This is a genomic window from Shinella sp. (assembly GCF_052438155.1).
GTDB lineage: Bacteria > Pseudomonadota > Alphaproteobacteria > Rhizobiales > Rhizobiaceae > Shinella.
Window position 1 is genome coordinate 349306 of sequence record NZ_JBQVPI010000004.1, and the last position, 12725, is coordinate 362030.

At 64.1% G+C, this 12725-nt stretch carries 12 protein-coding genes; 2 read left to right on the forward strand and 10 right to left on the reverse strand.

Annotated elements, in window-relative coordinates; all coding sequences use genetic code 11:
• Window positions 1-213: 213 nt before the first annotated feature.
• On the forward strand, window positions 214-2109 hold the full coding sequence (locus ACT6VE_RS10525; protein ID WP_444798562.1) for a potassium transporter Kup: 1896 nt from the start codon (window positions 214-216) through the stop codon (window positions 2107-2109).
• 22 nt (window positions 2110-2131) lie between these two features.
• Here the strand turns inward: ACT6VE_RS10525 and ACT6VE_RS10530 are convergent, their stop codons facing one another.
• From ACT6VE_RS10530 to ACT6VE_RS10545, 4 genes are read right to left on the reverse strand one after another with little or no spacing between them, the layout of a single operon-like run.
• On the reverse strand, window positions 2132-2377 hold the full coding sequence (locus tag ACT6VE_RS10530) for a hypothetical protein (protein WP_444798563.1): 246 nt from the start codon (window positions 2375-2377) through the stop codon (window positions 2132-2134).
• Between the two features lie 36 nt (window positions 2378-2413).
• Complete coding sequence (locus ACT6VE_RS10535) at window positions 2414-2566, reverse strand: hypothetical protein (RefSeq protein ID WP_444798564.1); 153 nt, start codon at window positions 2564-2566, stop codon at window positions 2414-2416.
• A gap of 11 nt (window positions 2567-2577) precedes the next feature.
• On the reverse strand, window positions 2578-3498 hold the full coding sequence (locus ACT6VE_RS10540; RefSeq protein WP_444798565.1) for a dihydrodipicolinate synthase family protein: 921 nt from the start codon (window positions 3496-3498) through the stop codon (window positions 2578-2580).
• A gap of 14 nt (window positions 3499-3512) precedes the next feature.
• Entirely contained in the window at window positions 3513-3932 is a 420-nt protein-coding gene (locus tag ACT6VE_RS10545) for a hypothetical protein (RefSeq protein WP_444798566.1), read from the reverse strand.
• On the opposite strand from ACT6VE_RS10545, the gene ACT6VE_RS10550 reads away from it, so the two are divergent.
• On the forward strand, window positions 3931-4149 hold the full coding sequence (locus tag ACT6VE_RS10550) for a hypothetical protein (protein ID WP_444798567.1): 219 nt from the start codon (window positions 3931-3933) through the stop codon (window positions 4147-4149). The two genes, ACT6VE_RS10545 and ACT6VE_RS10550, sit on opposite strands and share 2 nt — an antisense overlap.
• A gap of 116 nt (window positions 4150-4265) precedes the next feature.
• On the opposite strand, the gene ACT6VE_RS10555 is transcribed toward ACT6VE_RS10550, so the two are convergent.
• The 6 genes from ACT6VE_RS10555 to kdpA form a co-directional block, all read right to left on the reverse strand.
• On the reverse strand, window positions 4266-4712 hold the full coding sequence (locus ACT6VE_RS10555; RefSeq protein WP_444798568.1) for a PTS sugar transporter subunit IIA: 447 nt from the start codon (window positions 4710-4712) through the stop codon (window positions 4266-4268).
• Between the two features lie 23 nt (window positions 4713-4735).
• Window positions 4736-5428, reverse strand: a complete 693-nt coding sequence (locus ACT6VE_RS10560) for a response regulator transcription factor (RefSeq protein WP_444798569.1) — start codon at window positions 5426-5428, stop codon at window positions 4736-4738.
• Window positions 5425-8130 (reverse strand): DUF4118 domain-containing protein, encoded by a 2706-nt coding sequence (locus tag ACT6VE_RS10565; protein ID WP_444798570.1) that lies wholly within the window; start codon window positions 8128-8130, stop codon window positions 5425-5427. Before ACT6VE_RS10565 ends, ACT6VE_RS10560 begins: the two co-directional genes overlap by 4 nt.
• Before the next feature lie 59 nt (window positions 8131-8189).
• Window positions 8190-8756: a potassium-transporting ATPase subunit KdpC gene (kdpC, locus tag ACT6VE_RS10570; RefSeq protein WP_444798571.1), complete on the reverse strand. Its 567-nt coding sequence runs from the start codon at window positions 8754-8756 to the stop codon at window positions 8190-8192.
• An 11-nt stretch (window positions 8757-8767) separates the two neighbouring features.
• Window positions 8768-10816 (reverse strand): potassium-transporting ATPase subunit KdpB, encoded by a 2049-nt coding sequence (gene kdpB / locus ACT6VE_RS10575; RefSeq protein WP_444798572.1) that lies wholly within the window; start codon window positions 10814-10816, stop codon window positions 8768-8770.
• A 199-nt stretch (window positions 10817-11015) separates the two neighbouring features.
• Complete coding sequence (gene kdpA / locus ACT6VE_RS10580; RefSeq protein WP_444798573.1) at window positions 11016-12719, reverse strand: potassium-transporting ATPase subunit KdpA; 1704 nt, start codon at window positions 12717-12719, stop codon at window positions 11016-11018.
• Window positions 12720-12725 lie beyond the last annotated feature (6 nt).

Genomic DNA, 12725 nt, shown 5'->3' on the forward strand with positions numbered 1-12725 from the left:
CGCGAATGAATTGATATCAACGTAAATAACACTCCGAGTCAACCTGTGGACGGGCGAACCACCGCCAACGCGCCAGCTCGCTTCAACCGCGTGCTGAGCGGAAATGCTTGCAGCATCGGCCCCTTCTGCATTAGGGATCGCCGCTCATTGCCAGCAAACATGCTTTTGAACCATAGTGCCGCCCGTGGCGCGAACCCGAGGACAACGCACCGAATGACATCGCTGGACGCCGACGGCAAAATCCATTCGCGCAAATTCCTTGTCCTGCTTCTCGGCTCGATCGGCGTTGTCTATGGCGACATCGGCACGAGCCCGCTCTATGCCTTCCGCGAAGCGTTGCGGCCGTTCGTCGCCGACGGGGTTGTTCGCGAGGATGTCGTCATCGGCCTCATCTCGTTGATGGTCTGGACGCTGACGATCATCGTGACCTTCAAATACGTGCTCTTCCTCCTGCGTGCCGACAATGACGGCGAAGGCGGAACCTTGTCGCTGCTGGCGCTGCTCATGAAAAAATCGGGCAGCTACCTGCCGGTGCTCTTTTTTGCCGGCGTCATTGGGGCCGCCCTCTTCATCGGCGATGCGATGATCACGCCAGCGCTCTCCGTCATGTCGGCGCTGGAGGGGCTGAAGCTCGTGACACCGGCCTTCGCCGATTATGTGCTGCCCATGTCGGCGGCGATCATGGTCGGGCTCTTCCTCGTGCAATCGAAAGGCACGGCCGCGGTTTCCAATTTCTTCGGGCCGATCACCGTCATCTGGTTCCTCGCCATGGCCTGGGGCGGCCTGATCCATATCGGCGACAACCTGACGATCCTTCAGGCGCTCAACCCGTTGAATGCGCTGTGGTTCATCACCCATGCCGGCGTCGTCGGTCTCATCGTGCTCGGCGCCGTCTTCCTCACGGTCACAGGCGCCGAGGCGCTCTATGCCGACCTCGGCCATTTCGGCCGGCGGCCGATCCAATGGGCCTGGTTCATCCTGGTCTTCCCCGCACTCACGCTCAACTATCTCGGACAGGGCGCCCTCGTCCTCACCAACCCCGAAGCCGTCGAGAACCCGTTCTACCTGCTCTATCCCGACTGGGCGCTGCTGCCCATCGTCATTCTCGCTACGATGGCGACCATCATCGCCAGCCAGGCGGTCATCACCGGCGCCTTCTCTCTGGCACGCCAGGCCGTGCATCTCGGCTTCCTGCCGCGCCTGATGATCAAGTTCACCTCGGAGACCAATACCGGACAGATCTACGTACCGGCGGTCAACTGGGTCCTGTTCATCGGGGTGATCGTGCTCATCTTCTCCTTCGGGGATTCGGAATCGCTGGCGACCGCCTATGGCATTTCGGTGACCGGCGCGATGGTGGTGACGACCCTGATGGCGCACCAGTTCCTGCGCCAGATCTGGGGCTACTCCACCTTCACCGCCACGCTCCTCCTCCTGCCACTTCTTCTGGTCGAGACGGTGTTCCTCGCCGCTAACCTTATGAAGATCCATGATGGCGGCTGGGTTCCGGTCGCTTTGGCGATCGCCATCATGCTGGTCATGTGGACCTGGACGAAAGGTAGCAAATATCTCAAGACCAAGACCGCGCAGAGCGATATCCCGCTGACGGATTTCATCGCGGCGCTGGAGAGGAAGTCCAAACACGCCCCGGCCATCGTGCCCGGCACGGCCGTGTTCCTGACCAGCGTGCCGGATCGCACGCCGGCGGTGCTTCTGCACAACATCAAGCACAACCACGTCCTGCATGAGCGAAACGTCATCCTGACGGTCTGGACGCAGGACAAGCCCTACGTACCGGAAGAAGACCGTATCCAGATGCAGAAGCTCAGCGACCGCTTCCTGCGCATCGACCTGACCTTCGGCTTCATGGAGGAACCGAACGTCACCAAGGCGCTCAGTATCTGCCGCAAAAAAGGCTTCAAGTTCGAGATCATGCAGACCTCGTTCTATCTCGGCCGGCGCGTCCTCGTGCGCTCGCCGACCGTCGGCCTGCCGGTCTGGCAGGAGCGCCTCTATATTGCGCTTGCCAATTTCGGCATTGATCCGTCCGATTACTTCAAGCTGCCCGCCAACCGCGTGGTCGAACTCGGCGAGCAGGTCGCGATCTGATTTCTTTCGGGGGAACTCCGGTTCACCGGGCGAGGCGGAACTCGACAGAGGCGCCGCGCCGCTGGCAGCGGACTGCCCTGCGGTCCCGGTTGCTCTCTTCCAGGGCATAATGCATGGCGGCGTCTTCATTGGCGAAGATGCCGCCGACGCGGCCGAGACGATCCTCGACGACCCACCAGCCGTGGTGATCGCGCCCGACCGTGAAGCGGGGCGGTTCGGTTTGCGCGGCAGGGCGGCGCGGACGACGGTGTCGGGCAGGACTACGCATGGATGTTTCTTTCGGAAGGTATGGCGCGGTCTGCGCTCAAAGTTGCGGGAGAAAATGCTGGACGGCGGCGGCAGTGGCCAGGATCAGGCCGACGCGCAGCAGCAGCGCCGGTATCGGCAGCAGCGGCTGTGGCTGCGGCATTGCGGCGGCGATCGCCACCGCCTTGTGGGTCTTCTTCTTGCGTGTCATGTCGTTTGTCCTCAGCTTGCCCTGGCAAGTTGCGCGGCGCTTTCCGGCAGACCGGCAAGCGCGCGGCGCACGGTCGCGCCGGCGGCTGACGTTGTTGGCACAAGCGGCAGTCGTACCGTCTCGGACAGGCCGAGGATGGGCGTGAGACCGTGCTTGACGGCAGCAGGATCCGGCGTGTCGCCGAGCGCCACGAAGAGCGGCGCAAGACGGTCCTTCAGGTCGAGGGCGAGATCAACATTGCGCGTGCGCAGCGCCTGGTGCATCGCGCTCGTCAAACGCGGCGCGAGATTTGCCGCAGCGGAAAACGTTCCGCTTCCGCCGAGTACGTTGAAGGCGAAGGCCGTCGTATCGTGCGCGGAGTAAAGCACGAGCCGCTCGCGCAGCCGGCGGTCGATCACGGCGAGGCGTGCCATGTCGCCCGATGCGTCGATGAAGCCGTGGATGCCGGGAATGTCGCTGAGCGCCCAGAGGGTTTCGGCCGTGACATCCGAACGGGTCGTCGCGGGGTCGGCAAGGACGAGGATCGGCAGTGTGGTCGCTTCCGCTACGGCGCGCATATGGGCGATGATGCCCTTCTGCGTCGGCTTGCTGTAATAGGGCGTGGTGACGATCAGCGCATCCGCCCCCTCCTCTTCTGCATCAAGGGCAAGCATTATGGTCGCCTCGGTCGCATAGGTGCCGATGGAAGCAAGAACCGGCACGGCGAGACCCGCGGCGCGGAGGACGGTGGCGAGGACGGCACGGCGCTCCTCGCGACTCAGCGAAGACGCCTCACCAAGCCGGCCGCAGACGGCTAGGCCGGACACGCCGCTGGCGATCTGCCAGTTGACGAGGGATGCAAGCCCCTCATGGTCCACCCCATCGCCGCGGAAGGGCGTGACGAGGTCTGCGATGAGGCCCTGTACGGGATTACGACGTCGAAAGTCTGGCATGATATCTGTTCCTTTCAATGTTTGACCGGGCCGGGGCGATCGAGCGCCACCAGCGCGGCCATGACGGCCGCCACCCGGTCGCTATGGACCGCAACGGCGCGGGGGATGGCGCCGTTCGAGAGGATGCGTGCGACCCAGCTGCCGTCGAGGCATACCAGTTGATCGAGGTGGCACACCGGACGCGCGGCATCGACCAACGCCTGGCTCGCGGCCAGAAAGTCATCACGCTCCATCAGCGCGCGGAACCGATGCCGGACGTCGGCATCGTCGCGAGCCTCGGCCAAAGACGGCAGGGTGCGCAGGATTTCCCACAGATGATGCTCGCGCAGGCGGCGGGCGGCAGCGATACGGTCGGCAAGTGCCTCGACAACCGGCAGATCCGCCTGCGCCTCAAGACGGTGCATCGCCGTTTCGGATGGTGCGGCCCTAGGCATGAATAACCCCGAGCAGAACAGCGGCGACAAGAAGCATCGTCACAAGCAATGCCCCAGCGGCGAGCGGCATCGGTTCGCCGCGCCCTTCCGTATGAAGGGCCCGGTCGTGCATGCGCACGCGATGATGGAGAAAGATCATCCGCGTCGAGAGCGGTGGAAGAGCGTGGTCCGAAAAATCTTTCCGCATGGCGGCACCTCTGCTGATGGATCGCCGTGACCCCACCCGGAAGGGCATCGGTCACGACGATCTGAAGCTAGGCATCCGCGGATATTTTCTCGATTGGAGGGCGGGGGCGAAAAAATAGGAATTGCATAAACGACGGCCTGCTACGGTCACGACCGCGTGAGGAGAACGAAGACTTCCTCCGCACTCCGCGCGGCGCGGATGGCGCCGACTGTATGGTCATCACGCAGTTGCCGCGCGATGCAGGAAAGGATGTTGAGGTTCTGCCCCTGCCCCGAGGCAGGCGAGAGGAGCAGCACGACGATATCCACCGGAATATCGTCGACCGCCTCGAAATCGATCGGCCGGGCAAGCCGGGCGACCAGGGCAAGGCTCTTCGGCAGCCCTTCGATGAGTGCATGCGGGATAGCGATTCCCCGCCCGATGCCGGTCGAGCCGAGGTTTTCGCGGGCAAGCAGTGCCTTGGCGATGATGCCGGCATCGATGCCGCTCTTCAGAGACGACATGTCGGCCAGCTGCCGCAGAAGCTTGTGCTTCGAAACGAACGGCAGGTCGACGGCAATGTTTTCCAGCGCCAGGTGGTCGCTGAGCTGCATGATGTACTCCATGAATGCGGTGATCAGCTCGCGTCAACGAGCCTGTAGCCGACACCGGTCTCGGTGAGGATGTATTGTGGCTGGTCCGGCATGCGCTCGATCTTCTGCCGGAGCTGGCGGACATAGACGCGCAGGTACTGCACGTCGGTCAGGCCGTCCCAGACATGTTCGAGCAGGAAACGATGGGTCAGCACCTTGCCGGCATGCTGCACGAGGATGCGCAAAATATCATATTCCTTCGGCGAGAGCTTCACCTCCTCGCCCGCCACCTTGACGATACGCTTGACGAGATCCACCGAGAGATCACCCGTCTGGAAGATGGGTTTCTCCCCCTGCGTTTGCAGCCGGTGACGCAGCGCCACACGGATGCGCGCGGCCAGCTCGTTCATGCCGAAGGGTTTTGTGATGTAGTCGTCGGCGCCAAGCTCCAGCGCTTTCACGATACCTGCCTCGTCGGTACGGCTCGACAGGATGACGATGGGCAGGTCGAGCCCCTCCCCGCGCCATTTGGCGAGCAGGTCATGCCCCGGCATGTCCGGCAGGCCGAGGTCGAGCACGATCAGATCCGGCTTTTCCGATTTGACCAGTTCTATCGCCACCTTGGCGTTCATCGCCTCGACGACGGCATAGTCTTGCGTGGAGAGCCCGACGCGCAGCAGCTTGCGGATCGGTGGCTCGTCATCGACGATCAGGATGCGGACGGCGGTGTTGGTCATTCGTTTCCTCGCAAGACGGGCATTTCGGCCGGAACCGGCATGCGGATCGTGAAGATGGCACCGGAGCGGTCGGTGCGGTTGGTGGCCGTGATCGTGCCGCCCATGGCCTCCACGAAACCACGGCAGATCGAAAGCCCGAGCCCTGTGCCGGCCCGCACATGATCGCCCTTCCGCACCCGATAGAAGCTATCGAAGATGCGTTCGATGTCATCCGGCGGAATGCCGGGGCCTTCATCGACGACGGACAGCAAAAGGGCATTGCCGTCCTGCCGGCCGCGGATTTCGATCAGCGTGTCCTCCGGCGCGTATTTGGCGGCATTGTCGATGAGATTGAAGAGCACCTGCTCGAAAAGCACGGGATCGACCCGCAGCATCGGCAGGGTTTCGGGCATGCGCACCCCAATCTTGTGATGCGACACAATCTTTCCCGCGCGCGAAAGCGCTGTGCCGACGATATCGCCGGCAAAATGCCAGGCATAGTTCGGTTCCATGGCGCCGGCGCCGAGGCGCGTCATGTCGAGCAGGTTGGCGATGAAGCGGTTGAGGCGCTCGGATTCGTCGATCACCGTCGACAGCAACTCGCGCCGTGCCTCCTCGTCCAGTTGCGCGCCAAGCCCCTTCAGCGTGTCGGCCGAGCCCATGATGGCGGCGAGCGGCGTCTTGAGGTCATGCGAGATGGAGGTCAGCAATGCCGAGCGCAGCCGGTCCGTCTCGACGGCAAGTTTGGCCTTGTCCACGTCTGAGACGAGCTGCACGCGCTCGATCGCCAGCGCAGCCTGATCCGACAGGGCATCGAACAGGCGCTGCTGCTCCGGCGTCAGGATCGGTCCCTGCTTGTCGTTGTCGAGGCCGATGACGCCGACCGCGTCGCGGCCGGTGCGTAGCGGAAGATAGAGCCGCTTGGCGCCCGGCAGCGTATCGGCACCGCGGCCGGCCGGCCGGTTGTGCTCCCAGGCCCATTTCGCGGCGGCGATATCGGCGTCGACCAGCGTATCGTCCGGCGGGTAACCGGCCTTGACCGCCACCGAACTGCCTTCCGGCAGCAGGATGACGACCCGCACCTTGAGCATCGAGGCGATCTGGAAGGCGGTCGCCCAGAGCACGTCGTCGAGCGTGCCGGTGCCGGCAAGCTTCTTGGAGAAGAGATAGAGGTCCTCCGTCGTGCGGGCCCTCTGCCGCGCCGCCGCCGCCTGGCGCTGCACGGCGGCCGTCAGGTTCGAGGCGACAACCGCGACGCCGAGATAGAAGAACAGCGCGACGATGCTTTCCGGGTCGCGGACCGTGAAATTGTATCGCGGCTCGAGGAAGAAGAAGTTGAAGGAAAGCGCGCCGAGCAGCGAGGCGAAGAGACCGGCGCCAAGCCCGCCCTGCACGGAAGCGGCGAGCACCGCCATGAGGAAGACGAGCGCGAGGTTCTGTACATCGAGCGTCTGATCAAGCGCGATGCCGGCAAGAATGGCGAGCAGGATAAAAATGACGCTGAGCAGATAGGGCTTGATGCGAAAGGGTTTTGGCGCCGGGGCGGCCTTCACGCCGCGCGTCGGCTGCCCTTCCTTGTCATCGCCGGAAATGACGTGGACGCTGATATTGCCGGCATAGCGGATCAGGTCATGGGTGACCGAGCCCTGCCAGAGCTGCCGCCATCGCGATCCGCTCGGGCGGCCGACGACGATATGCGTGAAATTGTTGGTATTGGCATAGGCGATGATGTCGCGTGATGGCGAGAGCGCCGGCAGCGTCACCGTCTCGGCGCCAAGCTGTTCGGCGAGCCGCATGTTGGCGGCGAGCCGGTCCTTGTCCTCCTCCGGCAGGCCGGCGGCCTGCGGCGTGTCGAGATGCAGCACCGCCCAGGGGGCGCGCAGCCGGTCGGCCTGGCGTCGGGCGTACCGAACGAGGCTCGCGCCATTGCGGCCGTGATCGAGGCAGACCAGCAGCCGTTCGCCGGCGGCCCAAGGCCCCGAGATGGCATGGGTCTGCATGTGATTGAGCAGCTGCTCATCGACGCGCTGGGCGGTGCGGCGCAGTGCCAGTTCACGCAGCGCCGTGAGGTTGCCGGGCGAAAAATAGTTCTCGACCGCTCGCTTGGCTGTCTTCGGCATATAGACCTTGCCGTCCGCCAACCGCTTGATCAGGTCGTCCGGCGTGATGTCGATGATCTCGATGTCGTCGGCCCGGTCGATGATGGAATCGGGAACGGTTTCGCGCACGCGGATGCGGGTGATCTGCGCCACCACGTCGTTGAGGCTTTCCACATGCTGGATGTTGAGCGTCGAATAGACGTCGATGCCGCGCGAAAGCAGCTCCTGCACGTCGAGATAGCGCTTGGGATGCCGGCTGCCGACGGCATTGGTATGGGCAAGCTCGTCGACCAGGACGAGCGCCGGCCGGCGTTCTAGGATCGCATCGAGATCCATTTCCTCAAGCGTCTGCCCACGATAGTCGATCGCCCGGCGGGCGATGACCTCGAAACCCTCGACGAGCGCCTCCGTCTCCTTGCGGCCGTGCGTCTCGACCACGCCGATCACGACATCGACGCCGTCAGCCCGCCGCGCGCGGCCGGACATCAGCATTTCATAGGTCTTGCCGACGCCCGGTGCGGCGCCGAGGAAGATTTTCAAGCGCCCGCGCGTCTCCCGCTCCGCCCGCTCCAGCAGGGCATCCGGCGACGGTCTGTTATCAATCTCGCGACGGTCGTCCGGCATGAATATCCATCCAATTCCTCCGACCGGCCGGAAGGCCGGTCGGAGACGCCCATTTCAGTTTACGAACGGGCCTCGTCAAGCGCCATATTAAGGCGCAGCACATTCACCACAGGTTCGCCGAGGAAACCGAGTTGACGCCCTTCGATCTGCCGGTCGACGAGCGCGCGCACCGCGGCCTCGTCCATCGCCCTCGCCTTGGCGACCCGCGGCACCTGGAAATAAGCGGCGTCCGGCGAGATATGCGGGTCGAGACCGCTGCCCGAGGCCGTAACCAGGTCGATCGGCACCTCGGCGCTCGGATTTGTCGCCTTCGCCGCCTCGTAGTCCGTCTTCACCCGGTCGATCAGCTTCTGGCTGGTCGGGCCGAGGTTGGAACCGGAGGAGCCGGCGGCGTTGTAGCCGTCGCCCGCCGCCGAGGGACGGCCGTGGAAGTACTGTTCACCGGCGAAGGCCTGGCCGATGAGGGTCGAACCGACGGCCTGGCCATCCTTCTCGATCAGGCTGCCATTTGCCTGGCCGGGGAAGACGGCCTGCGCGATGCCGGTCATCGCGGCGGGGTAAAGAAGGCCGGTGATCGCCGTGGTGGCGACGATCATGACGATGGCCGGACGGAGTTGCTTGAACATGGTTTTGCTCCTTAGACGAGGCCGAGGGCCGTAATGGCCATGTCGATCGCCTTGATGCCGATGAAGGGCACGACGATACCGCCGAGGCCGTAGATCAAGAGGTTGCGGGAGAGCAGCGCACCGGCGCCGACGGCGCGGTACTTGACGCCCCTTAGCGACAGCGGGATCAGCGCGATGATGATCAGCGCGTTGAAGATGATCGCAGAAAGGATCGCCGACTGCGGGTTCGTGAGGCCCATGATGTTCAGCACGCCGAGCTGCGGATAGAAGGCGAGAAACATGGCCGGGATGATCGCGAAATATTTCGCGATGTCGTTGGCGATGGAGAAGGTCGTCAGCGCGCCGCGGGTCATCAGGAGCTGCTTGCCGATCTCGACGATCTCGATGAGCTTGGTCGGATCGCTGTCGAGATCGACCATGTTGCCGGCCTCGCGGGCGGCCACCGTGCCGGTGTTCATGGCGACGCCGACATCCGCCTGGGCAAGTGCCGGCGCATCGTTGGTACCGTCGCCGCACATGGCGACCAGCTTGCCCTTGGCCTGTTCCTCGCGGATGAGCTGGAGCTTGTTTTCCGGTGTCGCCTGGGCGAGGAAGTCATCGACGCCCGCTTCTGCGGCAATCGCCGCCGCCGTCATCGGATTGTCGCCGGTGATCATCACGGTGCGGATGCCCATGCGGCGCAGTTCGGCAAAACGCTCGCGAATGCCGCCCTTGACTATATCCTTCAGCTGGATGACGCCGAGCAGCTTTCCGTCGCGCGCAACCGCAAGCGGCGTACCGCCGGCCTTGGCGATCTCGTCGGCGGACGCCTGGAGTTCCCGCACCACATCCGACTGCGCAACGCCACTAACGGAGGCGAGCACCGCATCGACCGCACCCTTGCGGATCTGCGAGCCTTCGAGATCGACGCCACTCATGCGGGTCTGCGCGGTGAAGGGCACGAAGGACGCCTTGAGGCTCGCCATGTCGCGGCCACGGATGTCGTACTTCTCCTTCGCCAGCACGACGATCGAGCGGCCTTCCGGCGTCTCGTCGGCAAGCGAGGCGAGCTGGGCAGCGTCGGCAAGTTCCTGCTCGGTAACACCGCGCACCGGCATGAAGGCCGTCGCCTGGCGGTTGCCGAGCGTGATCGTGCCGGTCTTGTCGAGCAGCAGCGTATCGACGTCGCCGGCCGCCTCCACCGCGCGGCCGGACATGGCCAGCACGTTGAAGCGCACGAGGCGGTCCATGCCGGCAATGCCGATCGCCGAAAGCAGCGCGCCGATGGTCGTCGGGATCAGCGTCACGAACAGCGCCACGAGAACGATGACCGGGATCGAGCCGCCGGCATAGGCGGCAAAGCTTGGAATGGTGGCAGTCGCAAGCACGAAGATCAGCGTCATGCCGGCAAGCAGGATGTTGAGCGCGATCTCGTTCGGCGTCTTCTGGCGTTCCGCGCCTTCGACGAGCGAGATCATGCGATCGAGGAAGGTGGAACCGGCAGCCGCCGTGATGCGCACCCGGATCCAGTCGGACAGGACCTGCGTGCCGCCGGTGACGGCCGAGCGGTCACCGCCGGATTCACGAATGACGGGCGCGGATTCACCGGTGATAGCCGCTTCGTTGACCGAGGCGACGCCTTCGATGACCTCGCCGTCGGACGGGATGATGTCACCCGCCTCGACGAGCACGACGTCGCCAACCTTGAGGCTGGTGCCCGGCACCATCCGGTAATCGGTGGTGCTGCCGGTGGCGAGCAGCTTGGCCTGGGTTTCGCTGCGCGCCTTGCGCAGTGAATCGGCCTGCGCCTTGCCACGACCTTCGGCGACGCCTTCGGCGAAGTTGGCGAAGAGCACGGTGAACCAGAGCCAGAGGTTGATCTGGAAGGAGAAGCCGAGGTCGCTCCCGCCGGTTGCGAGATCGCGCAGGAAGAGGACGGTGGTGAGGACCGACACGGTCGCCACGACGAACATGACCGGATTGCGGGCAAGCGTGCGCGGATTGAGCTTGGTGAACGCAGCGCCGATCGCCGGGATAAGAATGCGAGAATCCAGGACACTCGCGGATTTTGCCTGGCTCATGAGAGACTCCAGCTTTGAAACAAAATGCGGAACCGGGGACCGGTCAACCGCGAAGGAATTCGATGATGCAGGCGATGGCGAAGAGGGCGCCCAACATCGCCAGAATGGCATTGGATGCGCACCATCGGCTGCTTTCTCCACCCCGGCGAACCGGGGTGGAGACGGAAGGTCTTGTCACGCGACGCATCGTGGTCGCTCCTCAGAAGGTCTGCCCGGCCAGCATGGCCAGGTGTTCGACGACCGGACCGAGCGCCAGTGCCGGGAAGAAGGTGAGACCGCCGACGATGAGGATCGTACCGACGAGCAGGCCGACGAAGAGCGGGCCGTCCGTCGGGAAGGTGCCGGCCGAAGCAGGAACCGTCTTCTTGGCGATCAGCGAACCGGCAATCGCCAGCGCGGGAATGATGACCAGGAAGCGCCCCATCAGCATGCCGAGACCGAGTGTGACATTGTACCAGGGCGTGTTGCCGGTCAGACCGCCGAAGGCCGAACCGTTGTTGGCCGCAGCCGAGGTGTAGGCATAGAGGATCTCGGAGAAGCCGTGCGGGCCGGCCGTGCCGATCGAGGCGACCGCCGAGGGCATGACGCTCGATATAGCTGTGAAGACCAGCATGGCGAGCGGCAGGCAGAGAATGGCAAGGATGGCCATCTTCATCTCCTTCGCCTCGATCTTCTTGCCGAGATATTCCGGCGTGCGACCGACCATGAGGCCTGCCACGAAGACGGCGACGATGATGAACAGGACGATGCCGTAGAAGCCTGCGCCGACACCGCCGACGATAACCTCACCGAGCTGCATGTTGATGAGCGGGATGAGGCCGCCGAGCGCCGTGAAGCTGCCATGCATGGCATTGACCGCGCCGCACGATGCCGCCGTCGTGACGACCGCGAAGAGCGACGACATGACAATGCCGAAGCGGACTTCCTTGCCCTCCATGTTAGCGCCCTGCAGGCCGAAGGCATGCATCAGCGAATTGCCGGAGGTTTCCGCCCAGTAGGTAATGGCAACGCCCGCAATGAACAGCACGCCCATGGCGGAGAGGATCGCCCAGCCCTGGCGCTGGTTGCCGACCATACGGCCGAAGACATTGGTGAAGGCCGCGCCGATCGCGAAGATCGAGACCATCTGGATCATGTTCGAGATGGCGCCCGGGTTTTCGAACGGATGGGCCGAGTTGGCGTTGAAGAAGCCGCCACCATTCGTGCCGAGCATCTTGATGGCGAGCTGCGAGGCGACCGGGCCGAGCGCGATGGTCTGCTGTGCCCCTTCCAGTGTCGTCGCCGTCACATAGGGGCCGAAGGTCTGCGGTACGCCAAGCGCGACATAGACAAGCGTCAGCACGATGCAGATCGGCAGCAGTATGTAGAGCGTGGCGCGGGTCATATCGACCCAGAAATTGCCGAGCGTCTTGCCGGAGGCGCGCGAGAAGGCGCGGATCAGGGCAACGGCGATCGCCATGCCGGTGGCTGCAGAAACGAAGTTCTGCACCGAGAGCCCCGCCATCTGGGTCAGATAGGACATGGTGCTTTCACCGCCATAGTTCTGCCAGTTGGTATTGGCGACGAAGCTGATGGCGGTGTTGAACGACAGTTCCGGCCCGACCGCGGTCATGCCGGCGGGGTTGAGCGGCAGCATACCCTGCATGCGCTGCAGCCCATAAAGGAGCAACAGGCCGGCGAGGTTGAACGCGAGCATGGCGAAGGCGTAGCCCGTCCAGCGCTGCTCTTCGCGGTCGCTGGTGCCGGCCAAGGTGTAAAGCCCCCGTTCGATCGGAACGAGGATAGGAGAAAGGAATGTCCGTTCCCCGGCAAAGACGCGCGTCATATAGGCGCCGAGCGGTTTGACGAGGGCAAGGACGATCCCGCAGAAGAGCAGGATCTGTAGCCATCCGTTGAGGGTCATGGGAGG